22 protein-coding genes and 1 tRNA gene are annotated in these 23,368 nt (G+C 72.2%); 8 read left to right on the top strand and 15 right to left on the bottom strand.

Going from position 1 to position 23,368, the window contains the following annotated elements; translation table 11 throughout:
• Nucleotides 1-9: 9 nt before the first annotated feature.
• The 4 genes from ACWCQS_RS28895 to ACWCQS_RS28880 all read right to left on the bottom strand — a co-directional run bounded on the left by ACWCQS_RS28895 (nt 10) and on the right by ACWCQS_RS28880 (nt 4,152).
• Nucleotides 10-1,377, bottom strand: coding sequence for an MFS transporter (locus ACWCQS_RS28895; RefSeq protein ID WP_451007165.1), 1,368 nt, complete (start codon nt 1,375-1,377; stop codon nt 10-12).
• Between the two features lie 171 nt (nt 1,378-1,548).
• Complete coding sequence (locus ACWCQS_RS28890; protein ID WP_451007164.1) at nt 1,549-2,649, bottom strand: fatty acid desaturase family protein; 1,101 nt, start codon at nt 2,647-2,649, stop codon at nt 1,549-1,551.
• Nucleotides 2,650-2,937: 288 nt separating this feature from the next.
• Complete coding sequence (locus ACWCQS_RS28885) at nt 2,938-3,087, bottom strand: hypothetical protein (RefSeq protein WP_388624689.1); 150 nt, start codon at nt 3,085-3,087, stop codon at nt 2,938-2,940.
• A 57-nt stretch (nt 3,088-3,144) separates the two neighbouring features.
• The gene (locus tag ACWCQS_RS28880; protein ID WP_451007163.1) at nt 3,145-4,152 is read right to left on the bottom strand and encodes a DUF2156 domain-containing protein; all 1,008 of its coding nucleotides are present in this window, start codon (nt 4,150-4,152) and stop codon (nt 3,145-3,147) included.
• A 187-nt stretch (nt 4,153-4,339) separates the two neighbouring features.
• Between ACWCQS_RS28880 and ACWCQS_RS28875 the strand changes: the two genes are divergently transcribed.
• The 4 genes from ACWCQS_RS28875 (at nt 4,340) to ACWCQS_RS28860 (ending at nt 7,444) form a co-directional block, all read left to right on the top strand.
• Nucleotides 4,340-4,431: transfer RNA gene (locus ACWCQS_RS28875), tRNA-Cys, on the top strand.
• A gap of 291 nt (nt 4,432-4,722) precedes the next feature.
• Nucleotides 4,723-5,520, top strand: a complete 798-nt coding sequence (locus ACWCQS_RS28870; protein WP_451007162.1) for an AfsR/SARP family transcriptional regulator — start codon at nt 4,723-4,725, stop codon at nt 5,518-5,520.
• Nucleotides 5,521-5,660: 140 nt separating this feature from the next.
• Nucleotides 5,661-7,205 carry an acyl-CoA carboxylase subunit beta gene (locus ACWCQS_RS28865; protein ID WP_451007161.1) on the top strand — a complete coding sequence of 515 codons (1,545 nt, stop codon included), beginning with the start codon at nt 5,661-5,663 and terminating at the stop codon, nt 7,203-7,205.
• A gap of 38 nt (nt 7,206-7,243) precedes the next feature.
• A complete protein-coding gene (locus tag ACWCQS_RS28860; protein WP_388624699.1) occupies nt 7,244-7,444 on the top strand; it encodes an acyl-CoA carboxylase epsilon subunit in 201 nt (66 codons plus the stop codon).
• A gap of 69 nt (nt 7,445-7,513) precedes the next feature.
• On the opposite strand, the gene ACWCQS_RS28855 is transcribed toward ACWCQS_RS28860, so the two are convergent.
• A complete protein-coding gene (locus tag ACWCQS_RS28855) occupies nt 7,514-7,939 on the bottom strand; it encodes a DUF6299 family protein (protein ID WP_451007160.1) in 426 nt (141 codons plus the stop codon).
• A 237-nt stretch (nt 7,940-8,176) separates the two neighbouring features.
• On the opposite strand from ACWCQS_RS28855, the gene ACWCQS_RS28850 reads away from it, so the two are divergent.
• Complete coding sequence (locus tag ACWCQS_RS28850) at nt 8,177-8,371, top strand: DUF5999 family protein (RefSeq protein ID WP_351806179.1); 195 nt, start codon at nt 8,177-8,179, stop codon at nt 8,369-8,371.
• 10 nt (nt 8,372-8,381) lie between these two features.
• On the opposite strand, the gene ACWCQS_RS28845 is transcribed toward ACWCQS_RS28850, so the two are convergent.
• A complete protein-coding gene (locus ACWCQS_RS28845) occupies nt 8,382-8,780 on the bottom strand; it encodes a RidA family protein (RefSeq protein WP_451007159.1) in 399 nt (132 codons plus the stop codon).
• Nucleotides 8,777-9,910: an acyl-CoA dehydrogenase family protein gene (locus ACWCQS_RS28840; RefSeq protein WP_451007158.1), complete on the bottom strand. Its 1,134-nt coding sequence runs from the start codon at nt 9,908-9,910 to the stop codon at nt 8,777-8,779. The genes ACWCQS_RS28845 and ACWCQS_RS28840 overlap by 4 nt, the downstream gene beginning before the upstream one ends.
• A gap of 253 nt (nt 9,911-10,163) precedes the next feature.
• Here ACWCQS_RS28840 and ACWCQS_RS28835 point away from each other — a divergent pair, with 253 nt between their 5' ends.
• Together ACWCQS_RS28835 and ACWCQS_RS28830 are read left to right on the top strand one after the other, a co-directional pair.
• Nucleotides 10,164-11,756, top strand: a complete 1,593-nt coding sequence (locus ACWCQS_RS28835; protein WP_451007157.1) for an AMP-binding protein — start codon at nt 10,164-10,166, stop codon at nt 11,754-11,756.
• Between the two features lie 15 nt (nt 11,757-11,771).
• Nucleotides 11,772-12,584: a PaaX family transcriptional regulator gene (locus tag ACWCQS_RS28830; protein WP_451007156.1), complete on the top strand. Its 813-nt coding sequence runs from the start codon at nt 11,772-11,774 to the stop codon at nt 12,582-12,584.
• 12 nt (nt 12,585-12,596) lie between these two features.
• Here ACWCQS_RS28830 and ACWCQS_RS28825 read toward each other — a convergent pair whose 3' ends face one another.
• From ACWCQS_RS28825 to ACWCQS_RS28815, 3 genes are read right to left on the bottom strand one after another with little or no spacing between them, the layout of a single operon-like run.
• On the bottom strand, nt 12,597-13,076 hold the full coding sequence (locus ACWCQS_RS28825; RefSeq protein ID WP_451007155.1) for a hypothetical protein: 480 nt from the start codon (nt 13,074-13,076) through the stop codon (nt 12,597-12,599).
• A gap of 57 nt (nt 13,077-13,133) precedes the next feature.
• Nucleotides 13,134-15,401, bottom strand: a complete 2,268-nt coding sequence (locus ACWCQS_RS28820) for a bifunctional salicylyl-CoA 5-hydroxylase/oxidoreductase (protein ID WP_451007154.1) — start codon at nt 15,399-15,401, stop codon at nt 13,134-13,136.
• 6 nt (nt 15,402-15,407) lie between these two features.
• Entirely contained in the window at nt 15,408-16,235 is an 828-nt protein-coding gene (locus tag ACWCQS_RS28815; protein WP_451007153.1) for an enoyl-CoA hydratase family protein, read from the bottom strand.
• Between the two features lie 295 nt (nt 16,236-16,530).
• Here ACWCQS_RS28815 and ACWCQS_RS28810 point away from each other — a divergent pair, with 295 nt between their 5' ends.
• Nucleotides 16,531-16,986 (top strand): ATP-binding protein, encoded by a 456-nt coding sequence (locus ACWCQS_RS28810; protein WP_451007152.1) that lies wholly within the window; start codon nt 16,531-16,533, stop codon nt 16,984-16,986.
• Here ACWCQS_RS28810 and ACWCQS_RS28805 read toward each other — a convergent pair.
• The 5 genes from ACWCQS_RS28805 to ACWCQS_RS28785 form a co-directional block, all read right to left on the bottom strand.
• Entirely contained in the window at nt 16,943-18,394 is a 1,452-nt protein-coding gene (locus ACWCQS_RS28805; RefSeq protein WP_451007151.1) for an amino acid permease, read from the bottom strand. The genes ACWCQS_RS28810 and ACWCQS_RS28805 overlap by 44 nt on opposite strands.
• A gap of 121 nt (nt 18,395-18,515) precedes the next feature.
• Nucleotides 18,516-19,526, bottom strand: coding sequence for an ornithine carbamoyltransferase (gene argF / locus ACWCQS_RS28800; protein ID WP_451007150.1), 1,011 nt, complete (start codon nt 19,524-19,526; stop codon nt 18,516-18,518).
• A 62-nt stretch (nt 19,527-19,588) separates the two neighbouring features.
• On the bottom strand, nt 19,589-20,812 hold the full coding sequence (locus ACWCQS_RS28795; RefSeq protein WP_451007149.1) for an arginine deiminase: 1,224 nt from the start codon (nt 20,810-20,812) through the stop codon (nt 19,589-19,591).
• Between the two features lie 91 nt (nt 20,813-20,903).
• The gene (locus tag ACWCQS_RS28790; RefSeq protein ID WP_451007148.1) at nt 20,904-21,434 is read right to left on the bottom strand and encodes a DUF5825 family protein; all 531 of its coding nucleotides are present in this window, start codon (nt 21,432-21,434) and stop codon (nt 20,904-20,906) included.
• Entirely contained in the window at nt 21,431-23,278 is a 1,848-nt protein-coding gene (locus ACWCQS_RS28785) for a RiPP maturation radical SAM C-methyltransferase (protein WP_451007147.1), read from the bottom strand. The genes ACWCQS_RS28790 and ACWCQS_RS28785 overlap by 4 nt, the downstream gene beginning before the upstream one ends.
• Nucleotides 23,279-23,368 lie beyond the last annotated feature (90 nt).

Genomic DNA, 23,368 nt, shown 5'->3' with positions numbered 1-23,368 from the left:
TCGGTGGGTTCAGTCGACCGGGGTGCCGGTGGTGCGCTCGCCCAGGGTCAGCACGGTGAGCGCCAGGACGGCCATGGCGGCGGCGATGACGGCGAACAGGGCGCCGGCGCCATGTGCGTCGAGGACCGGCAGCAGGACGAACGGCAGTGCGGCGGCGCTGAGTTTGGACAGCGAGTAGGCGGCGCCGGCGGCGGTGGCCCGGATCGCGGTGGGGTACTGCTCGGACAGGTACACATGGGAGACGCTGGAGAAGACGTTGCTGAACAGCGTGTAGGCGAAGCCGCACGTCACGATCTGGGCGGCGGAGCCCGCGTAGGCGAAGCCGAGTCCCGCCCCGACCATCGCGGCCGCCGAGAGGGCGATCAGGGTGCGCCGCTCGATCCGGTCCACTACGGGCAGCGCCAGGGCGGAGCCCACGGGGTAGCCGAGGAAGGACAGCGCGGTGAAGCCGAGGCCGGCGACGACGCCGTAGCCCTTGGCGGCGACGATCTGCGGGGCGAGCGTGCCGAAGCCGTAGTAGCCGACGACCGAGAGCACGCAGAAGAGCCAGAGCACGAGGGTGCGGCGGCGCAGGCCGGGCCGGACGACGTCCAGCAGCCGGGCGCGCTGCGCGGGCGGCTCGGACCGGGGCACCGGCTGGGCCGGGAGCAGGCCCCGGCCGGCCGCCTCCGCCTCCATGCGCGACACCAGCCTTTCGGCCTCGGCGGCGCGGCCCTGCGCCGCGAGCCAGCGCGGGGACTCGATCAGCCCGCGCCGCAGCAGCCATACGACGGCCGAGCCGAGCGCGCCGAGCACGAACAGCCAGCGCCAGCCGGCCACGCCGAGCGGGGTCCGCGGCACCAGCCACAGCGCGGCGAAGCCGACCGCGGGGACCCCGCAGAAGGCGAGGGTGTAGGCCCGGGCGATGAACCGGCCGCGCCGCGAGGCGGGCAGCACGTCCGCCAGATAGCAGTCGGACAGGGCCTGTTCGGCACCGATGCCGAGCCCGGCGAGGAAGCGGGTCACGATCAGCCAGGCGGCGTTCGGCGCGAGGGCGCCGAGCAGCGAACAGACCGAGTAGACGGCCAGGTTGACCTGGAAGGCCCGGCGCCGGCCGAACCGGTCGGCGATCCGGCCGAGCGTCAGCGAACCGAGGAACTGGCCGAGGAACGCGGAGGCCAGGACGAGCTTGAGCGAGGTCGTGCCGAAGCCGAAGTCGCTCTGCAGCACCTTGCCGATGGTGCCGGACAGGTTGTTCTCGAAGGTGTCGAAGAACAGGCCGACGCCGATGACCGCGGTGAGTCTGCGGTGCAGCGGAGTGATCGGCAACCGGTCCAGGCGGGCGCCGATCGGGGCGGGAGCGGTGAGACCGCCCGCCGCCGCGGTGGTCTGGGACATGGGGCTGGCTCCTTACGGGTTCCTGCGTGGGGTGCACGTCCGCCCCTGGCCAAGGAACCGCCCGGGCCGCCGACGGGCCCGGGCGTGCGGCCCGGGGGCCGGGGGTGTGGGGTTGTGGGGAGGTGGGGGGTGGAGGGTCGGGGAAAGGGCGCCGCGGCGACAGGTGGGGGGTCAGACCGATTCCATGGCCCGGCGCCGGATCTGCTCCTCCACATCGCCGCGGCGGACCGGCGCGCTGACCTCGTGGAGGTAGGAGGCGACCTCGCGGTAGGAGGCCCAGAACCCGACCTCGTGGTACGGCACACCGCGTTCGGCGCAGTACTCCATGGTCAGCTCGCGGGCGCGCGGCAGGTTCTTCTGCGGCATGGCCGGGAACAGATGGTGTTCCACCTGGTAGTTGAGGCCGCCGTAGAGGAAGTCGACCAGCCTGCCCGGCCGGATGTTGCGGGAGGTGAGGACCTGGCGCTCCAGCCAGTCCAGGGTCTCCTCCTCGCCGTCGCGGATCTGCATGCCCTTGTGGTTCGGGGCGAAGATCATGCCGAAGTAGACGCCCAGGGAGGCGTGCTGGACGACGATGAACGCGACCGCGAGCGCCGGGGACAGCACGGTGAAGACGCAGGTGAGATAGACGGCGGCGCGCAGCAGGATCAGGAACGTCTCCAGCACGGGCCGCTTGGTCCTGCCCTGGGCGATCGACAGGACGGCCGTCTTCAGCATCTTGAAGCCCTCCAGCACGAGCAGCACGAAGAACAGCACGCTCTGGTAGCGCACGACGAACTTCTGGGTGCCCTTGCGGGTGGGGTACTGCTTGATGTCGAAGATGGCGGTGCGCCGGGCGATGTCCGGGTCCATGTCCAGGTGGTTGGGGTTGCTGTGGTGCCGGTTGTGGTGGTTGACCCACCAGCCGTAGCTGACCCCGTTGACCAGGTTGGCGTGCACATAGCCGACCGCGGACGCGGCCTTCTTGCTGCGGAACATGGCCTTGTGGCCGGCGTCGTGCCACATGAACGCCGACTGGCCGCCGCACAGGCCCATCCACAGGGCCGTGACGAGCTGCCACCAGGTGTCGCCCAGCTCGAAGAAGGCGGCGAAGCCGATCAGCAGCAGGGTGGTGTTGAGGGCGAGCTTGCCCACGTAGTAGCGGGGGTCGAGGTCGAGCAGGCCCTCGGCCTTGACCCGTTTGAGCAGTTCGGCGAAGGTCGCCGAGGCGCCGGGGCGCGGGGCGGCCTCGGAGGCCGGGACCCCGGCCGTCTGGGTGTGCGGACGCTGCATGCGTTGCTCTCCTTGGGAGAAGTGCCCGGTGCGAGCGGCGGCGCCGCTGCCCGCGCGGAGCCGCGGGCGCCGCGAGTTCGACTTCGGCTCCCGCGTGCGGTCACCGTCGCGGGACAGGTCCTGTCGGGGCCCGCCCGGCGGGTCCGGGCGACGGGAACACAGTGCGGTGCTCCCGGGCCCGGGCCGCCGGGCGAACGTGTGGCCAGCGTTCCGTGCCGTACTGATGTGGCACTGATACCGGTCTGATCGGGCCGCCGGCGCTCCGGCCGGCGGCCGCCGGCGGCGTGGTCAGGCGGCCGCCTCGGCGCACAGCCGCTCGTCCAGCGCGCGCACGGCGGCGTCGGCGGCCTCGGCGACCTGCTCGTCGTCGGGCGCGCCGATGACGGCCATCAGCTGCTCGACCATGGCGTGCTGGAGTTCCTCGGTGGACGGGCTCATGACGAAGTCTCCTGTTCGGTGAGGCCAGATGAGGTGACGTGAGGCGATGACGGCCGGTCAGAAGGCGTTGCACGCACGGAAGATGTGCGCGAAGCCGGGCAGCGAGGCCTGCGGACCGTCGAAGGCGACGTACTCGGGGATGATCACGTCCGGCGCCCACTTCTGCTTGTACGACAGCTGGGTCTGCGCCGGGTACAGCGCCGCGCCCTCGGCCCACAGGGCGTGCATCAGCCACTGGAACGCGGGGCTGTGGCCGTCGAGTTCGTGGCTCGCGTCGAGACCGGTGAACGGGGTGAACCCGAAGTGCAGCCACTCGACGCCCTCGGCCCGGAACACCTCGATGGCGTGCGCGTTGATGGCCTCCATCAGGCCCGGGGAGCCCTCGGGGATGCGGCGGCTGAGGTCGTGCATCCAGCCGGCGCGGCTGCCGTACACCGGCGAGTACGAGATGTAGGCCACCGGGGCGCCCTCGATGGTGCCGGTGAACAGCCGGCGGTGCGCCTGGGCCTCGCCGCCGATCTGGCCGACGAGGAACTCCAGTTGCTGGGCGCCGCCCTTGGAGCCGAGCCAGGCCTTGTCGATGGTGGCGATGGCGTCCTGCACGGCGGCCGCGTCGGCCTCCTGGATCGTCAGGCCGTTGCGGTGGGCGCGGGAGATCTTGTTGCGCAGCTGCATGAACTTCGTGCCGCGCAGGGTGAACTCGGCGAGGGCAACCGCCCAGGAGGCGCCGACCTGGTTGACGATGCAGCCGCGCCGGGCGTAGCGCTCGGCGTCCGTGCGCTGGAGCTGGACGCCGACGAGGTTCAGCCCCTCGTCGCGCACGTACTGCCGGAAGGCGTCGAGGAGGGTGTCGTAGTCCTGCTCGGCGGCGAACGGGCCGCCGAACTGCACGGCCCAGCGGCCGGTGCGGCGGTACACGACGACGCCGTCCGCGCCCGGGACGGTGAAGATGCTGTTTCCGCTGTTGAGCGCCAGGAAGGAACTAGGATTCTCGCTCGCGGTGTGCCTGCCTATCGCGTCGAGAATCCGGTTGCCGGTGGCGGTTTCGGTGGTGGTGGCGGTCATTCCCTTACCCCTTTCGGGAGCGTTTTCACGGCACGGGAGTGTCGAAGCGAGTACAGCACCGGAAGGTTGTCCCGGAAAAGGGTCGTTGGAAATTCATTGCCTGCGTCAGAAGCGTGTCAGCATTCCGTCAGCCGGTACTGCCAATGTGGTCCATGTGAACGGCGCGGGGCATCCGGGCCGGGAACGAGGAGAGGTGCCCGGAGTGGCTGATCGGGGACCGTGAGCACAGCTCTGGTCGGGCCCAGCAGGCCCACGCAGGTTCAAATCCTGCCCTCTCCGCCGACAGCCGGAATCATCGCCGAACGGACTTCCCCATCCGGGTGAAGGGGAATTCGCCGATTCGGCGAGCGGAATCGGATTCCGCCCGGCCGGTGCGCCGCCGAAGACGATGGCGCACCGGAACCCCCAGAGACCGCCGGCCACCCCCCGTCCCGGCGGAGCAGCCGCCCCGGCGGGCCGATGAAGGAGTCGAGGCCCGCCGGGGCGCGGCCTGTTCGGTCACTCTGTCTTTCACCGCAGCACCACCCCAGAAACACCATCGCCGAGGAATTGTCGTCAAGGGGGAGAGACATGCTGAGGTTCTCCGTTCTCGGGGCACTCGAGATATGCACCGCCGCGGGTCCGGCGGACGTCTCCGGGGACCTGCAGCGCACCCTGGTGCAGACGCTGCTGGTCAGCGAGGGGCGTCCGGTCTCCGGGGAGGGCCTGGCCGAGGAGATGTGGGGCGACGCCGTACCCGACCGCCAGGCCAACGCCCTGCAGGCGCACATCAGCAGGCTCCGGCGCAGGCTGCGGGCGCTGGAACCGGACCGGCCGGCCTCGCGGGTGACCATCCATCCCGCCGGATACCGGCTCAGTGTCGGCGAGGGCGAGCTGGACGCGGCCGAGTTCGTGCGGGCCGTACGGCAGGCGGAGACGGCCTCGGACCGGGACGCGGCGCGCACCGCCCGGTCGCTCGGCGAGGCTCTGGCGCTGTGGCGCGGGCCCGTGTTCGGCGGCTTTCCCGGCGGCACCCTCTGCCAACTGGCCGGCGCCCGCTACGAGGAGTACCGGATGCGGGCCATGGAGCTGCGCTTCGACGCGGAGCTGCGGCTCGGCCGGCACGCGGCCGTGCTCGCCGAGCTGGCCGAGGCGCACGCCAACCACCCGTTGCGGGAGCGGTTCTGCGAGCAGCTGATGATCGCCCTGTACGGCGCGGGCCGGCAGGCCGACGCCCTCGACGTCTTCCGCCGTATGCGCCGCCACCTCGACGACGAACTCGGCATCCAGCCCTCCCCCGCGCTGCGCAAGGTCGAGACCGCGATCCTCTCCCACGATCCGGTCCTCACCGGTGACCCGCGCATCCACACGCCGCTCCAACCCGTCTGACGGCCGTGCGGATCGACGGCCGTGAGCGCCCGTCAGTCGCCGGTCAGCGCGCCCTGCCACGCTCGTGCCCACGCACGCCGGGGCCGGCAGCCGGCGCGGGCGCGGCATCCGATGTCCACCTCACACAGAGGCAGGGAGACATGAAGTCCCAGGTCGCGGAACTGGCCGCACTGCGCGCACGCGTGCTCGCCGGCCCCGGTGAGAAGGCGACGGCCGCACAGAAGGCCAAGGGGAAGCTGACCGTGCGGGAACGGATCGGTCTGCTCCTCGACGAGGGCTCGTTCCACGAGGTCGAGCCGCTGCGCCGGCACCGGGCGACCGGGTTCGGCCTGGAGGCGAAGAAGCCGTACACCGACGGTGTGGTCACCGGCTGGGGCACGGTCGAGGGCCGTACCGTCTTCGTCTACGCCCATGACTTCCGGATCTTCGGCGGCGCGCTGGGCGAGGCCCACGCCGCCAAGATCCACAAGATCATGGACATGGCCATCGCGGCCGGTGCCCCCCTGGTGTCCCTGAACGACGGGGCGGGCGCCCGCATCCAGGAGGGTGTGACCGCGCTCGCCGGGTACGGTGGCATCTTCCGCCGCGCCACCGCCGCCTCCGGGGTGATCCCGCAGATCAGCGTGATGCTGGGCCCGTGCGCGGGCGGCGCCGCCTACAGCCCGGCCCTGACCGACTTCGTGTTCATGGTCCGCGAGACCTCGCAGATGTTCATCACGGGCCCCGACGTGGTCAAGGCGGTGACCGGCGAGGAGATCACGCAAAACGGCCTGGGCGGCGCCGACGTCCACGCCGAGACCAGCGGGGTGTGCCACTTCGCCTACGACGACGAGGAGACCTGTCTGGAGGAGGTCCGGTATCTGCTCTCCCTCCTGCCTCGCAACAACCGCGAGAACCCGCCCGCGGTGCCCTGCGACGACCCGGCCGACCGGCGCTGCGAGTCGCTGACGGAGCTGGTGCCGGTCGACGGCAACCGGCCCTACGACATGGCCCGGGTGATCGAGGAGATCGTCGACGACGGCGAGTACCTGGAGGTGCACCAGCGCTGGGCCCGCAACATCATCTGCGCGCTGGCCCGCCTCGACGGCCAGGTCGTCGGGATCGTCGCCAACCAGCCGCAGACCCTGGCCGGTGTGCTGGACATCGAGGCGTCCGAGAAGGCGGCCCGGTTCGTGCAGCTGTGCGACGCGTTCAGCATCCCGATCGTCACGCTGCTCGACGTGCCCGGATTCCTGCCCGGCGTCGGCCAGGAGCACGGCGGCATCATCCGGCACGGCGCCAAGCTGCTGTACGCCTACTGCGATGCCACCGTGCCCCGTATCTCGCTGATCCTGCGCAAGGCCTACGGCGGCGCGTACATCGTCATGGACTCCCAGTCGATCGGCGCCGACCTCACCTACGCCTGGCCGACCAACGAGATCGCGGTGATGGGCGCGGAGGGCGCCGCGAACGTCATCTTCCGGCGGCAGATCGCCGAGGCCGACGATCCCGAGGCCAGGCGGGCGGAGCTGGTCAAGGAGTACAAGGCCGAGCTGATGCACCCGTACTACGCGGCCGAACGCGGCCTGGTCGACGATGTGATCGATCCGGCCGACACCCGCGCCGTCCTCATCGGTGCGCTCGCGATGCTGCGCACCAAGCACGCCGAGCGCCCGGCCCGCAAGCACGGCAATCCCCCGCAGTGAGTGTCCCCGGTGAGTCCCGCCATGTGACGGAGGTCCCCATGCCCGTGTCCCCCGCGTCCCCCACTCCCCCGATCCGGGTCGAGAAGGGCCAGGCCACCGACGAGGAACTGGCCGCCCTCGCGGTGCTGCTCCTCAGCCGGGGCGCCCTCGCCGGTGCCGATGCGGAGCCTTCCTCCCCCGGCACCACCTCCTGGCGCCCGCACGCCTTCCACGCGCCGCACAGCTGGCAGCGCTCCTGACCGGCGCACCCCGCGACAGCACCGAACGGCCCGGCGCATCCCGCGTCCGGGCCGCCCGGTGCCCCTCGCTCACCCCCGGCCGAGGGTGATGTCCTGGTCCGTGACCGCGTGGAAGGCGGGCAGCGGGGCGATGCCCGAGGGGCGCAACTCCGTGAGGGTGGCCTGCACATGGGCGGTACCGGTGCTGAGGGTCTCGGAGTCGGCCCTGCCGGTGTTCTGCCACCGGTGCTCGGCGCCGTCGCACCGCGCGACGCCGCCGCCGATGCCGTGCTTGACCCGGGCGTCGCTCTGGCTGAGCGAGGAGCTGACGAACACCGGTCCCGTGCCGGCGGTGCAGCGGTAGCTGCCGGAGAGCGTGATCGTGCCGTCGGACGCGATACGGCCGGTGGTGTCGACGGTGACGGTCTCTGCGGAGTCGGCGCCTGCCGGGCCGCCGGCGACACACAGCAGGGCGACGGCGCCGAGGGCCGCGGCGAGGGCGGGGCGAGTGGGCATGGGGTATCTCCCGGTTCCGCGGGGGGACGATGGCTTCCACTGGTACCGGTCGGCCGTGCCGCAGGGCGTGATCATCACTCCATCGGTGGCGCGTCTTGGAACCGTCCGGGAGTTGTCCGGTTGTTGTCACGCTTCACGGCGCGCGGTTCCGGGGCGTTCACGGCGGGAGCATGGTCTATGCATGACGGGCGGCGGCCGAACCCGCCGGCCCCTCACATCCCGATGTGGAGGTGCGCCATGTGCTCCAACCAGTCCTCGTGCCCCGCGTCCGGCCCCGCCCTGCGGCATCCGGTGGCCGCCCATCCCGAGCAGGGCTGGACCTTGCTGTGCGACGGCTCGATCGTGTTCGACGACAGCGGCGAACTGCACCCGGACGGCAGCGTGGTCCCGCCGTGCCGGGTCCCGGCCGAACGCCTCGCCACAGCGGCCTGACCCCGGCCCACTACGGCAGCACCGCGAACCCGTCCAGCTCCACCATCGCCTGCTCGTCCCACAGCCGTACGACCTGTACGACGGCCATCGCCGGGTAGTCCCGGCCCGCCAAGTCCCGCCAGATTCGGCCGAGTCGGCCGGCGTGCGCGCGGTACGCGGCGACGTCCGTGGCGTAGACGGTGACCCGGGCGAGGTCCGCGGGGGTGCCGCCGGCCGCGCGCAGGGCCGCGAGGAGGTTGCCGAGGGCCCGCTCGAACTGCTCGGGCAGCGTGTCCCCGGTGACCTTGCCGTCGGCGTCCAGGGCGGTCTGGCCCGCGAGGAACACCACGCGCGAGCCGGAGGCGACGACGGCGTGCGAGAACCCCGTGGGCGGGGACAGCTCGGGCGGGTTGACGCGCTCGGTCGTCACCGGGGGGCCTCCTCGGTCCTTGCGTACAACTCCTTGGCGATGATGCCCCGTTGGACCTCGCTCGCGCCCTCGTAGATGCGCGGGGCGCGCACCTCGCGGTAGAGGTGTTCGAGGAGGTGGCCGCGGCGCAGGGCCTGGGCGCCGTGCAACTGGACGGCGGTGTCGACGACGTACTGCGCGGTCTCGGTGGCGAGCAGCTTGGCCATCGCGGCGCGCTTCGGGACGTCGGCGGCGCCCTCGTCGTACGCCGTCGCCGCCGCGTACACCATCAGCCGGGCGGCCTCGGTGCGCAGGGCCATCTCGGCGACCTGGTGGGAGACGGTCTGCAGGTCCATCAGCCGGCCGCCGAAGGCCTCGCGGCGGCGGGTGTGGCCGAGGGTGGCGTCGAGCGCGGCCTGGGCCATGCCGACCGCGAAGGCGCCGACGCTGGGGCGGAAGAGGTTGAGGGTGCCCATGGCGACCGTGAAGCCGCGGTCGCGCTCGCCGAGCATGTCGTCGGCGGTGACCGGTACGGCGTCGAAGTCCAGGGCGCCGATGGGGTGCGGCGAGAGCATGTCCAGCGGGGTGCCGGTGAGCCCGGGCCGGTCCGCGGGGACGAGGAAGGCGGTCACGCCGCGGGCTTTGGCGCCGGGTGTGGTGCGGGCGAAGACGGTGTAGAAGTCGGCCTCGGGGGCGTTGGAGATCCAGCGCTTGGCGCCGGTGAGCCGCCAGCGGCCGGCGCCGTCGGGCTCGGCGGCGAGCGACAGCGCGGCCGCGTCCGAACCGGCCCCCGGCTCGCTCAGCGCGAAGGCGGCGACCGTGCTGCCGTCGGCGACCTGGGGCAGCCAGCGCTCGCGCTGGGCGGGGCTGCCATGGGCGTGCACCGGATGGGCGCCCAGGCCCTGCAGCGCGAGCGCGGTCTCGGCCTCGGTGCAGGACTGAGCGAGGGACTCGCGCATCAGGCACAGGTCCAGCGCGCCCGAGGTGAACATCCTTGCGAGCAGGCCGAGTTGGCCGAGCTCGGCGAGGAGCGGCCGGTTGACGTGTCCGGGCTCGCCCTTGTCGGCGAGCGGGCGCAGCCGTTCGGCGGCCGTCGTGCGCAGCTCGGCGCACCAGGCCGTCTGCCGCGGGTCGAGCGAGAATGCGGGCACTGCCGGTCCTCCCTCCGGTCCGGGCCACCCTGACCCTTCCCGTTCACCGTCCGGGACGGCACCACCGCGGCCCGCTCCAGCGCCTTCCGGCGACGAGCCACCCTCTCGGCCACCCCGGCTCCCCACCCACGTTATCGCGCAAGCTTGACTGCCGTCACCAAGCCGATACGCTCGTTGCGCGAGCCCATCAGGACGCCGGTGCCCACCACGACGCCCGTCTTCGACGCTTGTCACGGCAAGGGGGCGAACCGCCATGCACCGCTCGGCCCATGTCGACACCTTCGCGCGCGACCATCTGCCGCCGCCGGACGAATGGCCCGAGCTGCGGTTCGACCTGCCGGAACTGCGCTACCCCGAACGGCTGAACTGCGCCGCCGAACTCCTCGACCACGCCGAGGCGGACCGCCCGGTCTTCCACACCCCGGACGGGCCGAGCTGGACGTACGGCGAGCTGCGCGCGCAGGTGGACCGGATCGCGCACGTGCTCACCGGCGACCTCGGCGTGGTCCCCGGCAACCGGGTGCTGCTGCGCGGCCCCACCACGCCCTGGCTGGCCGCCTGCTGGCTGGCCGTGCTGAAGGCGGGCGCGATAGCCGTCACCGTGCTGGCCCAGCAGCGCCCGCACGAGCTGGCCACCATGTGCGAGATCGCCCTGGTGCGGCACGCGCTGTGCGACATCCGGTCGGTGGCGGATCTGGCGAAGGCCGACATACCCGGGCTGCGGATCACGACGTACGGCGGCGACGGCCCCGACGACCTCCTCAACCGACCGGCGCCCGGCGCGCCGTACCCGGCGGTCGACACCGCCGCCGACGACGTGGCCCTGATCGCGTTCACCTCGGGGACGACGGGTCGCCCGAAAGGCTGCATGCACTTCCACCGGGACGTGCTGGCGATCGCGGACACCTTCTCCCGGCATGTGCTGCGCCCACGCGCGGACGACGTCTTCACCGGCAGCCCCCCGCTCGGCTTCACCTTCGGCCTGGGCGGCCTGGTGGTCTTCCCGATGCGGGCCGGCGCCAGCTCCCTGCTCCTGGAACAGGCCGGCCCCCGGCAACTGCTCCCCGCGATCGCCGAGCACCGCGTCTCGGTCCTGTTCACCGCCCCGACCGCCTACCGCGCCATGCTGGAGCAGCTCGACGGGCACGACGTCTCCTCGCTGCGGCGCTGTGTGTCGGCCGGCGAGAACCTGCCCGCGGCCACCTGGCGGGCCTGGCACGAGCGCACCGGCCTGCGCGTCATCAACGGCATCGGCGCGACCGAGCTGCTGCACATCTTCGTCTCCGCGGCCGACGAGCGGATCAGGCCGGGCACCACGGGGGTGCCGGTGCCGGGCTGGCAGGCGCGGGTGCAGGACGCGCACGGCACGCCGGTGCCGGACGGCGAGCCCGGACTGCTCGCCGTGCGCGGCCCGGTCGGCTGCCGCTACCTGGCCGACCCGCGCCAGCGCGGGTACGTACGCGGCGGCTGGAACATCACCGGCGACACCTATGTCCGCGAGCCGGACGGCTACTTCCGCTATGTGGCCCGGGCCGACGACATGATCATCTCCGCCGGGTACAACATCGCCGGACCGGAGGTGGAGGACGCGCTGCTGCGGCACCCGGACGTGGTGGAGACGGCGGTCGTCGGCCGCCCGGACGAGGCCCGCGGACAGGTGGTGGTCGCCTACACCGTGCTGCGCGAGGGCGCCCGGCACGACCCCGAGGCCCTGCGCGGCTTCCTCAAGTCCGAGCTGGCACCCTACAAATGCCCGCGCGAGTTCGTCTTCCTCGACGCGCTCCCGCGCACCGCCACCGGCAAGCTCCAGCGCTTCCGGCTGCGCAGCGAAGGTGACCGGCAGTAATGCCGACGACCTAAAATGATCAACGTGTCCGAGCAGCACGCCCCCAGGTCCCTCATCGTCACGCTCTACGGCGCGTACGGCCGCTTCATGCCCGGCCCGGTGCCCGTCGCCGAGCTGATCCGGCTCCTGGCCGCGGTCGGCGTGGACGCGCCCTCCGTGCGTTCCTCGGTGTCCCGGCTCAAACGCCGCGGCCTGCTGCTGCCGGCCCGCACCGAGCAGGGCGCGGCCGGCTACGAACTCTCCCCGGAGGCACGTCAGTTGCTGGAGGACGGCGACCGGCGCATCTACGCGACCACGCCCGTGGAGGACGCGGGCTGGGTGCTCGCGGTGTTCTCCGTGCCCGAGTCCGAGCGGCAGAAGCGGCATGTGCTGCGCTCCCGGCTGGCCGGCCTGGGCTTCGGCACGGCGGCCCCCGGGGTGTGGATCGCCCCGGCCCGCCTCTACGAGGAGACCCGGCACACCCTGCGCCGGCTGCACCTGGACCCGTACGTCGACCTCTTCCGCGGCGAGCACCTGGGCTTCGCCCCGACGGCCGAGGCGGTCGCCCGCTGGTGGGACCTGGCCGCGATCGCCAAGGAGCACGAGCGGTTCCTGGACGCGCACGCCCCGGTGCTGCGGGCCTGGGAGCGCCGCGGCAGCACCCCGCCCCAGGAGGCCTACCGGGACTACCTCCTCGCCCTCGACTCCTGGCGCCACCTGCCGTACACCGACCCCGGCCTGCCCACCCCTCTGCTGCCCACCGGCTGGCCGGGCGTGCGCTCGGCGGAGGTGTTCCGGGGGCTGCACGAGCGGCTGCGGGACGCGGGGGCGGAGTTCGCCGGGGTGTGAGGCGGGGCGGTTTCACAGGGAGGTCAGGCAGTACAGGTGTGCTCCCTCCGTCCGGGCGCGGTGGGCCAGGCCGACGAAGGTGCGGATGCTGTCCTCGGCGTGCAGGTAGTCGGCGAAGTGCGCCTCGTCGATGTCGCACGCCTGGAGCGCGAGCATCGGCACCGCGTCCTCGACCACGTCGGCGAGCGCATCCCGCCAGGCGTCGGGCAGTTCCTCGAGGAACGTCCCTTCGTCCCAGGCGGTCCCGGACACCACCAGCGTCTCATGGGGGTACGGCACCTCGTCCGGGTCGGGCGAGACCAGTTCGGGCCGCTCCCCGCGGGCGGGCGGTATGCCCGCCGCGAAGGCGATCAGCCGGGGCAACGCCAGATGAGGGTCCATGTTCCCCACATCGAGCCCGTCCAAGCCCAGCCACTCACCGTCCGGCCCGATGACCCGCTCCACCGCCGTGCCCCGGTCGCCGGCGAGGAAGTACTCGTGCGACACGCCCATGATGTCTCCGTTCGTCTCACTCCCCCACGAGTCGAGTACAGCAGACGGCACTGACAATCATCCGCCGAGGGTCAACCGCGGCTTCGGGGCGTCCGTGCGGCCGGTCTGCGGGCGGCGGCTGCCCGCGCGATAGGGAGCGGGCCAGGCGACGCCGGGGCCTTCGTACCCCTGCTCGGCCGCCGCGTGCAGGGTCCAGTGCGCGTCGTACAGGTGCGGACGGCCCAGCGCGCACAGGTCCGCGCGCCCGGCGAGGAGCAGGGAGTTGACGTCGTCCCAGGACGAGATCGCGCCGACGGCGATCACCGGGACACCCGCCTGCTGCCGGATCCGGTCGGCGAACGGCGTCTGGTACGACCGCCCGAACTCCGGCCGCTCCTCGGCCACCACCTGCCCGGTGGAGACGTCGATCGCGTCGGCGCCGTGCGCGGCGAAGGCGCGGGCGATCTCCACCGCGTCCTCGGCGGTCGTACCGCCCTCGGCCCAGTCCGTCGCGGAGATGCGCACGGTCATGGGCCGCTCCGCCGGCCACACCGCGCGGACGGCGTCGAAGACCTCCAGCGGGAACCGCAGCCGTCGCTCCGGCGAGCCGCCGTAGGCGTCGGTACGCCGGTTGGTGAGCGGGGAGAGGAAGCCGGAGAGCAGATAGCCGTGCGCGCAGTGCAGTTCGAGCAGGTCGAAGCCGGCCCGCGCGGCCCGCCACGCGGCCGCGGTGAACTGCTCCCGGATATCAGTGAGTTGGGCCCGGGAGAGCTGCCGTGGGAGCTGGCTGCCCGGCTTGTACGGCAGCGGGGACGCGGCGACCAGGGGCCAGTTGCCGCGCGGCAGCGGCTCGTCCATGCCCTCCCACATCAGCTTCGTGGAACCCTTGCGGCCGCAGTGCCCGAGCTGCACGCCGATCGCGGTGCCGGGCGCCTGGGCGTGCACGAAGTCGGTGACCCGCCGCCACGCCTCGGCCTGCCTGCCGGTGTAGAGCCCGGCGCAGCCCGGCGTGATCCGGCCCTCCTCGCTCACGCACACCATCTCGGTCATCACGAGACCGGCCCCGCCGAGGGCGCGGGCGCCGAGGTGGACGAGGTGGAAGTCGCCGGGGACGCCGTCGGTGGCGGAGTACATGTCCATCGGCGACACCACGACCCGGTTGCGCAGGGTCAGACCACGCAGCCGAAACGGGGTGAACATCGGGGGTGTGCCGGGCGGGCAGCCGAACTCGCGCTCGACCGCCGCGGTGAAGTGGGGGTCGCGCAGCCGGAGGTTGTCGTGGGTGACGCGGCGGCTGCGGGTGAGCAGGTCGAAGGCGAACTGGCGGGGCGGCCGGCCGAGGTGGAGGGAGAGGTTCTCGAACCATTCGAGGCTGGCCCGGGCGGCGCGCTGGGTGGAGGCGACGACGGGTTTGCGCTCCTCCTCGTAGGCCGCCAGTGCCGTTTCGAGTGTGGGCTGTTCGCGCAGGCACGCCGCGAGTGCGAGGGCGTCCTCCACGGCGAGTTTGGTGCCCGAGCCGATGGAGAAGTGGGCGGTGTGCGCGGCGTCGCCGAGGAGGACGACGTTGCCGTGCGACCAGCGGTCGTCGGCCACCGTACGGAAGGTGGTCCAGGCCGAGTTGTTGGAGCGCAGGGGGCGGCCGCGGAGCGCGTCGGAGAAGATCTTGGCGCAGCGCTCGACGGACTCGTGCGGGGTGAGGTCGTCGAATCCCGCCGCCTTCCAGACCTCCTCGCGCATCTCCACGATCACGGTGGAGGCGTCGGCCGCATAGGGGTAGCCGTGCAGCTGCATCACGCCGTGTTCGGTCTCGGCGATCTCGAAGCGGAAGGCGTCGAACGCGAAGTCGGCGGCGAGCCAGATGTAGCGGCAGCGGTGTGTCGTCACCTGCGGGCGGAACACATCGGCGTAGGCGGCGCGGGTGGTGCTGTTGACTCCGTCGGCGGCGATCACGAGGTCGTACGCGGCGGAGAGCGTGTCCGGGTGGGGCGCCTCGGTGGAGAACCTCAGGTCCACGCCGAGGGAGCGGCAGCGCTCGTGCAGGATCTCCAGCAGACGGCGCCTGCCGAGCGCGGCGAATCCGTGGCCGCCGGAGCGGTGGGTGACACCCCGGTGGACGATGTCGATGTCGTCCCAGCGGACGAAGTCCCGTTGCAGGGCCGCGTAGACGACGGGGTCGGCGTGTTCGATGCCGCCGAGGGTCTCGTCGGAGAGGACCACTCCGAAGCCGAAGGTGACGTCCGGGGCGTTGCGCTCCCAGACGGTGACCTCACGGGTGGGATCGAGCCGCTTGAGGAGCGCCGCGGCGTACAGCCCCCCGGGGCCGCCGCCGATGATCGCCACGCGCATGAAGGCTCACCTCCCCCGCCACTTCGGCGGGCGTTTCTCCGTGAAGGCCGCGTGGAACTCCGCGTAGTCCTCGCCGTTCATCAGCAGGGCCTGGGTCGAGGCGTCCAGTTCGACGGAGGCCGCCAAGGGCATGTCCAGCTCGGACGTGAGCAGGGCCTTCGTCTGGGCGTACGCCAGTGCGGGGCCGTCGGCCAGGCGGCGGGCCAGCGCTTGAGCCGCCTCGTCGGCCCGCCCCTCCTCGGTCAGCTCGCTGATCAGGCCGATGCGCTCGGCCTCGGGGGCCCGGACCGCTTCGCCCAGCATGAGCAGCCGGGTGGCGTGGCCGAGGCCGACGACACGGGGCAGCAGATAGGCCGCGCCCATGTCGCCGCCGGACAGGCCGACGCGGGTGAAGAGGAAGGCGAAGCGGGCGCTCGGGTCCGCGACGCGGAAGTCGGCCGCCAGCGCCAGGACCGCTCCGGCACCGGCCGCCACGCCGTGCACCGCGGCGATCACCGGGAACGGGCACTCCCTGATCGCCCGCACGACCTGGCCCGTCATCCGGTTGAAGTCGAGCAGCCGCGCGGTGTCCATGCCGAGGGTGGCGCCGATGATCTCGTCGACATCGCCGCCCGAGCAGAAGCCGCGTCCCTCGCCGGCGAGCACCAGGGCGCGTACGGCGCGCTCCCGGGACAGCTCGGCCAGCAGGTCGCGCAGGTCGGCGTAGGCGCCGAAGGTGAGCGCGTTGAGCTTCTCGGGACGGGCGAGGGTGACGGTGGCGACACCGTCGGCGAGCCGGACCCGCAGATGCTCCCAGTCGGAGGTGCGGGCGGCGGAGCCGGTGAAGGGACTCATGACGTGCGGCCTCCTAGGGCGGCGGTGCCGTACGTTGCGCTGTCCCCTGAAGTTATCACCTGTTTGTGACTGTCGTCACGAGTACGCGACAGGCGGCGGCCGATCGGCCGGATCCGGTCACGTGCGTCACCGGTTGTCGACAGCGCCGTAACAAGGGGCCCGGGCGGGCGAGGCGGGGCGTTCGCCGGGGTAAGCCGCCCGTACCGGGGCCGAGGGTCCCGGGCGAAGCCCGCCGACGGTCCGAAGTGGCCGGGCCCGTACCATTCCTACAGTCGAAAGCAGGACAGCCTGCTCCATGAACGGACTCGCCTTGCACGAACGCCCCACCGAACCGGCCTCCTGGCGCATCGCACTGCCGCACACCGCCGCGGCGGTGCCCGTGGCCCGTGCCCTGGTGCGCACGGCCCTCGCCGAGGTGGAGCACCCGGCCGACAGCGACACCGCGGAGCTGCTCACGGCGGAGCTGGTGGCCAACGCGGTGGAGCACACCGCCGGGCGCGGCCCGCTGGAGCTGGTGGTTGAGCTGCTGCCGACCGGCTGCCAGGTCGAGGTGCACGACCCGGACCCGGCGCCGCCCGGCCATCTGACCCGGCCGGTGATCGAGGAGCCCGACGTCTGGCAGGAGGGCGGGCGCGGGCTGCTGCTGATCCGTGCCCTCAGCTCGTCCTGCGGTCACCGCCCCACCCCGTCGGGCAAGGCGGTGTGGTTCAGACTGCCTGCGGTTCCCGCTCAGCGGCGACGCTCGGCGTGACCTCGGGCGCGAGTGCCCGGGCCAGCGTGGAGTGCCGGCGGCCGTAGCCGGCGTAGATCGCGAGGCCCACCGCGAGGAACACCGCGAACTGGATCCAGGTCTGCCAGCCGGTCTCGTACATCAGGTACAGGCAGAAGCCGACGCCGAGCAGCGGGCCCACCGGGTAGAGCGGCACCCGGAAGCTGCGGGTGAGGCCCGGCTCGCGGCGGCGCAGGGCGATCACCACGATGTTCACCACGGCCATGATCGCCAGGGTGCCGATGGTGCACAGGTTCATCACGGCGTCGAGGGAGGCGAAGGCCGCCGGGAGCGCGAAGACGACCGCGACGATCAGCGTGCCGGCGACCGGGGTGGAGGTCTTCGGGTTCACCTTCTCGAAGACCCGCGGGATCAGTCCGTCCCGGGACATCGACATCAGGATGCGGGTCTGGCCGTACATCACCGCGAGGACCACCGAGGCGATGGCGACGACGGCGCCGAAGGCGATCACTCCGCCGCCGACGGCCGAGCCGGTGACCTCGTTGACGACGTACGACAGCGCGGCGGGGCGGCCGGCGACCTGCTTGCCGCCGATGGCGCCGATCGCCGCCAGCGCGACCGCGCAGTACAGCAGAGTCACGATGCCCATGCAGACCATGATCGCCACCGGGATGTCCCGGCGCGGGGTCTTGGCCTCCTCGCCGGCGGTCGTGATCGCGTCGAAGCCGATGTAGGAGAAAAACGCGGCCGTCGTGCCCGCGCCGATGCCGCCGAGGCCGGCCGGGGAGAACGGGGTGAGGTTGCCGTGCTTGAAGGCGCTGTAGCCGATGGCGCAGAAGGCCAGCAGGATGACGAGCTTGACCGCGGCCATGGCGGCCGTCGCCCGGGCGCTCTCGCGCACCCCGCGCACCAGCAGCACGGAGGCCAGGGCGATGACGATCACGGCGGGGAGGTTGATGATCCCGCCGTCGCCCGGGCCCGCGGACAGCGCGGCCGGGAGCTGGACGCCGGTGAGGCTGTGCAGCAGCTCGTTGACGTACTGGCTCCAGCCGACGGCGACGGCCGAGATGGAGATGCCGTACTCCAGCAGCAGGCACCAGCCGACCAGGAAGGCGGTGGACTCGCCGAGTCCGGCGTAGGCGAAGGAGTACGAGGAGCCGGAGACCGGGATCGCGCCGCCCAGCTCCGCGAAGGAGAAGGCGGTGAAGACGCAGGTGATCGCGGCGAGGACGAAGGAGACGACGACGGCCGGGCCGGCCTGGGCGACGGAGTCGGAGAGGCCGACGAAGATGCCGGTGCCGACGATGGCGCCGACGCCGAAGCAGATGAGCTGGAAGAGGCCCATCGTGCGCTTGAGGCCGTGGCCCTCGCGGTCGGCGCCGGATTCGGCGACGAGCAGGTGCGGGGACTTGATGCGGGGAGCGGGCATTGCGGGTGGTGCTCGTTTCTGGGTGGTGCGGGCGACCGGGTGAGGTCGCGGCGGCGGCCCGGGCTGGGGTGGTGCGGGGCCGCCGGTCAGGATAAGGGCAGGTCGGGGCGGTGGGCCAGGGTCAGCGGGCGAGTGTGGCGACCAGCACCGCCTTGATGGTGTGCAGGCGGTTCTCGGCCTCGTCGAAGACGACCGAGTGCGCGGACTCGAAGACCTCGTCGGTGACCTCCAGCGAGGTCAGGCCGTAGGTCTCGTGGATCTCGCGGCCGACCTCGGTGCCGAGGTCGTGGAAGGCCGGCAGGCAGTGCAGGAACTTCACGTCCGGGTTGCCGGTGGCGCGCAGGACGTCCATGGTCACGGCGTACGGCGCGAGGGCCTCGATCCGCTCGGCCCAGACCTCCTTCGGCTCACCCATGGAGACCCACACGTCGGTGGCGACGAAGTCCGCCCCCGACACGCCCTCCCGGACGTCCTCGGTGAGGGCGACCCGGGCGCCGCTCGCCTCGGCGAGCTTGCGGGCGTGGGCGACGACGTCCTCGGCGGGCCAGTACGCCTTCGGGGCGACGATCCGCACGTCCATGCCGAGCAGGGCGCCGGTGATCAGGTAGGAGTTGCCCATGTTGAAGCGGGCGTCGCCGAGGTAGGCGAAGGCGATCTCCTTCAGCGGCCTGGCGCTGTGCTCGGTCATGGTGAGCACGTCGGCGAGCATCTGGGTGGGGTGCCAGTCGTCGGTGAGGCCGTTGTAGACGGGCACGCCGGCGTGCGCCGCCAGCTCCTCGACCTTGGCCTGGCTGTCCCCGCGGTACTCGATGCCGTCGTACATCCGGCCCAGCACCCGCGCGGTGTCCTTCACGGACTCCTTGTGGCCGATCTGCGAGCCGGACGGGTCCAGGTAGGTCGTGTGGGCGCCCTGGTCGGCGGCGGCCACCTCGAACGCGCAGCGGGTGCGCGTCGAGGTCTTCTCGAAGATCAGCGCGATGTTCCGGCCGCGCAGGTACTGCGTCTCCGTCCCCGCCTTCTTGGCGGCCTTCAGCTCGGCTGCCAGCTCGACCAGGCCGCGGAACTCCTCCTCGGTGAGGTCCAGCTCCTTGAGGAAGTGGCGGCCGGCGAGGGCGGTCGGGACTGTCGCCATGGGGCGCGCTCCAGACGTACGACTACACATGACAATGGAAGTCTATACGACCATTCACAAATCTATACAGCGTCTCGCTCCACGGGACAGCTCATGCATCTCGGGCCGCCCCGGCCCCGGCCCAGCTCGCTGCCCGGGATCTCGATCACCTCGATGCCCTGCTTGCGCAGATGCGTGTTGGTGGTCGAGTTGCGCTCGTAGGCGACGACGACCCCCGGCTCGACGGCGAGCACATTGCAGCCGTCGTCCCACTGCTCGCGCTCGGCGGCGTGCACGTCCTGGGTGGCGGTCAGCACCCGGATCTCACCGAGGCCGAGGGCGGCGGCGATCGCGCGGTGCATGTGCTCCGGCGGATGGTCGGTGACCTTCAGCTCCTTCTCGGAGACCCCCGGCTCGATGGTGTACGAGCGCAGCATGCCGAGCCCCGCGTACTGGGTGAAGGTGTCGCCGTCGACCATGGTCATCACGGTGTCGAGGTGCATGAAGGCGCGCCGCTTGGGCATGTCGAGCGCGACGATGGTGCGTGCCGAGCCGGCCGCGAACAGCTTGTACGCCAGCATCTCCACGGCCTGCGGGGTGGTGCGCTCGCTCATCCCGACCAGGACGGCGCCGTTGCCGATCACCAGGACGTCGCCGCCCTCGATGGTGGAGGGATGGTCGGCCTGTCCCTGGGACCAGACGTTGAACGTCTCGGCACGGAACAGCGGGTGATGTCGGTAGATCGCCTCGAAGTGGACGGTCTCCCGCTGCCGCGCGGGCAGCCGCATGGCGTTGATCGCGACCCCGTCGTAGATCCAGGCGGAGGTGTCGCGGGTGAAGAGGTGATTGGGGAGGGGGCCGAGGAGGAAGTCGTCGAGGTCCATCACATGGAAGCGGACGGAGATCGGCTCCGCGTGCGCCTGCAGGAACTCGCGCTTGGTCATGCCGCCCACGAGCGCCTCGGCCAGCTCGCGTGCGGGCAGGGCCTCGAACGCGGCGCGCAGATGGTCGGCGGCGAGGGGGCCGTACTCCTTCTCGTGGAAGACGCGGTCCAGGACGAGGGCGCGGGCCTCGGGAAGCTCCAGGGTCTCCGTGAGCAGGTCACCGAAGAGGTGGACGGCGACCCCGCGGTCCCGCAGGACGTCGGCGAATCCGTCGTGCTCGGCGCGCGCCCGGCGCACCCACAGCACGTCGTCGAAGAGCAGGGCGTCCTTGTTGCTGGGGGTGAGCCTCTTGAGCTCCAGGTCGGGCCGGTGCAGGATCACACGGCGCAGCCGCCCGGCCTCGGAGTCGACGTGGTATGCCATGTCTCCATCCTGGCCGTCCGCGCCCGTCTTCACGCCCTTGTTGACTGTTTCCGACTCCTCCTGTTTTCGTCTCCCTGACGAGAAGGGGCGGTCAGATCGCGGTGCACGGGACCGGCCAGCGCCGGACGCGCGGGGGCAGCGCCACCGCCCAGCCTCCGGCGGCCAGCACCAGCCGCTCCGCGCGGAGCAGGCCGACGGCCTCCCGGTCGACCGCGTCCAGCGGTGCCGGGTCCTGGAGGCGGAGGAACGCGGCGAGGAGATCGGGGTGGTCGAGGGTGAGTCGTACGGCCGTGCCCTTCTCCCTGCGGTCCAGGACCGTGACAAAGCCGGGGCCGCGGCGGTGGTAGAGGTTCCCGAAGGCGTGTCCGGCCCGCCAGGCGGCCAACTCCGCCTCTTCGGCGGCCAGTTCGCTCGGCGGCGGCAGGTGGTGCAGCAGTCCGATGTCGTACGACGGCCTGCCCACGGCCCGCCAGGCAACCGGCAGCCCCTGGCTCTGGCACTCGCGCAGGAAGCGCACCGCCTCCGCCGTGCTGCGCCCCGAGCCGCTCAGGTCCAACGGCCCGGTCACCTCGACCCGCCGTCCGGTGACCCGGTACGGCACGGCGGTCGCCGGCGCGCTCATACCACGCCCTCGGGCAGGCGGACCGGCTCGCCCCAGGTCGGCAGGGCCACATAGGTGGCCCCGTCGCGGAACAACAGGCCGAGCTCCAAGGCCTGTCGGACCCATGCGGTGAGAACGTCCGAGGCCGGTCCCCGGCCGTCGGCGGTCAGCAGCCGGTGCAGCGCCGGTACGGTACGGCCCTCCTCCAGGCGGCGCAGGGCCTCGGCGCGCCAGCCGGTGAAGCGGTGGGTGGCCGGTGGCCGCCCGTGCCGCCGGTCGTGCACCAGCAGCTCCCCGCCGTCCTCCTCGAACAGCAGCCGGGAGTGCGCGTGCCCGGCCCGCCAGTCGGCGACGGCGGCCTGAAGCCGGCGCTCGACCGGGCCGGCGATCCCGGCGTCCTCGGTGTCGAACAGATAGACGAGGTCGGCGAGTTCTTCCTCGGGCAGCTCGTAGACGTGCTGGTACATCCGGGCCGGGCGGCGCTTGCCGAAGCCGAGGTCCGGGTCGGTGAAGTGCGGGCTGAACCGCTCCAGCTGAATGCGGTGGGCGCCGCTCGGCGGCTGGAGGTGGACCAGCGCGGGGAGCTGGTCGATCACCGGTGCGTAGTCGTCGGCCGTCTCGCCGGGGAAGCCGTAGAGGAGGTTCCAGGAGCAGGTCAGCGCGTGGTTCTCGCACTCGCGCAGGGTGCGGACGTTACGGGCCCCGGTGACGCCCTTGTCCATCAGGTCCAGCACCCGGCTGCCCAGGCTCTCGATGCCCGGCTGGATGTGCACGGTGCCGGACGCGCCGAGGAGCTCCAGCTGTGCCGGGGTGAGGTTGGACTTGACCTCGTAGTGCAGCCGCAGGTCCCAGCCGCTGTCCACCACGCGGGGCAGGAAGTCCCGGAAGTAGGCCATGTCGATGATGTTGTCGACGGTGACCACGTCGAGGATGCGGTGCCGGCGCACCAGCCGGTCGATCTCGGCCCACAGCCGCTCCCCCGGCTTGGCGCGGAAGGCCATCGCGGAGCCGTTGAGCCCGCAGAAGGTGCAGTGGTGCTTCTCGCCCCACCAGCAGCCGCGGGCGCCCTCCACCACGAGTTTCGGATGGACGTACTCCCGGACCGGGGAGGCGTCCAGCGCGGCCTGCCACTGGTCGTAGTCGGGCGAGGGGATGTCGGCGGGGGCCACGGTCCGCCGGGTCGCGGGGTTGGCGCGCGACACCGGGCCGTCCCACCAGCACAGGCCCGGCACGTCTACGGGGTCGGTGCCCTCGGCCAGGTGCCGTAACAGGGCCGGGAAGGCGTACTCGGCCTCGCCGCGGACCACATGGTCGACGAAGGGGTGGTTGCGGTGCAGGGCGTGGCCCATCGGACCGTCGCAGTTGCTGCCGCCGAAGACGACCCTCAGCTCCGCGCGTCTTCGCTTGAGTTCGCGGGCGAGCGCGAGGGAGGCGACGTTCTGCATGAAGGTGGTGGTGAACCCGACGAGGTCCGGCTCCGCCGCCAGCACCTCGTCGGCGCAGGCCGCGACGAAGGCGGCGGCGTACGGCCGCATCGCGACGGCCGTGTCGACGAAGACGTCCCGCTCGGCGGCGTAGTCCCGCAGCCGGGCCAGACCCCAGTCCGGATCGTCGTACAGGACGCCGGAGAAGACCCAGTCGCCGAGGCCGTGGAAGATGGCGTCGCTGCCGACGGAGACGTAGTCACCCGGCCGCAGCCGGCCCCCGGAGCGCTCCAGCAGGAACTCGGCCCAGCGCAGGGAGCCGTGGAACTCCGTCACCTCGGCGTCCGGGCGCGCCTGCCGGACCAGCGGGTTCAGCAGGCCGAGTTGCAGCGACGGCAGGTCGAGCGGATGCCAGGGCATCGTGACCAGGTGAACGCGCATGCTCAGCGGGTCGGCCGCTTCTCCAGGATCGCCGGCCGACGCCCGGTGCCCTGCTGCTCCTCGCGGACCACGACCTTCTTGATCTCCATG

The organism is Streptomyces sp. NPDC002076 (assembly GCF_053593835.1).
The sequence above is the reverse complement of the archived record's forward strand: the minus strand, read 5'-3'. Positions and strand labels throughout refer to the sequence as shown.

Excerpts from the sequence above, each read along its gene's own strand:
- ACWCQS_RS28835 (WP_451007157.1), top strand. The coding sequence starts at position 10,164 with ATGCACCGCTCGGCCCATGTCGACACCTTCGCGCGCGACCATCTGCCG.
- ACWCQS_RS28810 (WP_451007152.1), top strand. The coding sequence starts at position 16,531 with ATGAACGGACTCGCCTTGCACGAACGCCCCACCGAACCGGCCTCCTGG.
- ACWCQS_RS28815 (WP_451007153.1), bottom strand. The coding sequence starts at position 16,235 with ATGAGTCCCTTCACCGGCTCCGCCGCCCGCACCTCCGACTGGGAGCAT.
- ACWCQS_RS28880 (WP_451007163.1), bottom strand. The coding sequence starts at position 4,152 with ATGACCGCCACCACCACCGAAACCGCCACCGGCAACCGGATTCTCGAC.
- ACWCQS_RS28860 (WP_388624699.1), top strand. The coding sequence starts at position 7,244 with ATGCCCGTGTCCCCCGCGTCCCCCACTCCCCCGATCCGGGTCGAGAAG.
- ACWCQS_RS28830 (WP_451007156.1), top strand. The coding sequence starts at position 11,772 with ATGATCAACGTGTCCGAGCAGCACGCCCCCAGGTCCCTCATCGTCACG.
- ACWCQS_RS28870 (WP_451007162.1), top strand. The coding sequence starts at position 4,723 with ATGCTGAGGTTCTCCGTTCTCGGGGCACTCGAGATATGCACCGCCGCG.
- argF (WP_451007150.1), bottom strand. The coding sequence starts at position 19,526 with ATGGCGACAGTCCCGACCGCCCTCGCCGGCCGCCACTTCCTCAAGGAG.
- ACWCQS_RS28895 (WP_451007165.1), bottom strand. The coding sequence starts at position 1,377 with ATGTCCCAGACCACCGCGGCGGCGGGCGGTCTCACCGCTCCCGCCCCG.
- ACWCQS_RS28820 (WP_451007154.1), bottom strand. The coding sequence starts at position 15,401 with ATGCGCGTGGCGATCATCGGCGGCGGCCCCGGGGGGCTGTACGCCGCG.
- ACWCQS_RS28890 (WP_451007164.1), bottom strand. The coding sequence starts at position 2,649 with ATGCAGCGTCCGCACACCCAGACGGCCGGGGTCCCGGCCTCCGAGGCC.
- ACWCQS_RS28790 (WP_451007148.1), bottom strand. The coding sequence starts at position 21,434 with ATGAGCGCGCCGGCGACCGCCGTGCCGTACCGGGTCACCGGACGGCGG.
- ACWCQS_RS28865 (WP_451007161.1), top strand. The coding sequence starts at position 5,661 with ATGAAGTCCCAGGTCGCGGAACTGGCCGCACTGCGCGCACGCGTGCTC.
- ACWCQS_RS28850 (WP_351806179.1), top strand. The coding sequence starts at position 8,177 with ATGTGCTCCAACCAGTCCTCGTGCCCCGCGTCCGGCCCCGCCCTGCGG.
- ACWCQS_RS28885 (WP_388624689.1), bottom strand. The coding sequence starts at position 3,087 with ATGAGCCCGTCCACCGAGGAACTCCAGCACGCCATGGTCGAGCAGCTG.
- ACWCQS_RS28795 (WP_451007149.1), bottom strand. The coding sequence starts at position 20,812 with ATGGCATACCACGTCGACTCCGAGGCCGGGCGGCTGCGCCGTGTGATC.
- ACWCQS_RS28855 (WP_451007160.1), bottom strand. The coding sequence starts at position 7,939 with ATGCCCACTCGCCCCGCCCTCGCCGCGGCCCTCGGCGCCGTCGCCCTG.
- ACWCQS_RS28805 (WP_451007151.1), bottom strand. The coding sequence starts at position 18,394 with ATGCCCGCTCCCCGCATCAAGTCCCCGCACCTGCTCGTCGCCGAATCC.
- ACWCQS_RS28785 (WP_451007147.1), bottom strand. The coding sequence starts at position 23,278 with ATGCGCGTTCACCTGGTCACGATGCCCTGGCATCCGCTCGACCTGCCG.
- ACWCQS_RS28825 (WP_451007155.1), bottom strand. The coding sequence starts at position 13,076 with ATGGGCGTGTCGCACGAGTACTTCCTCGCCGGCGACCGGGGCACGGCG.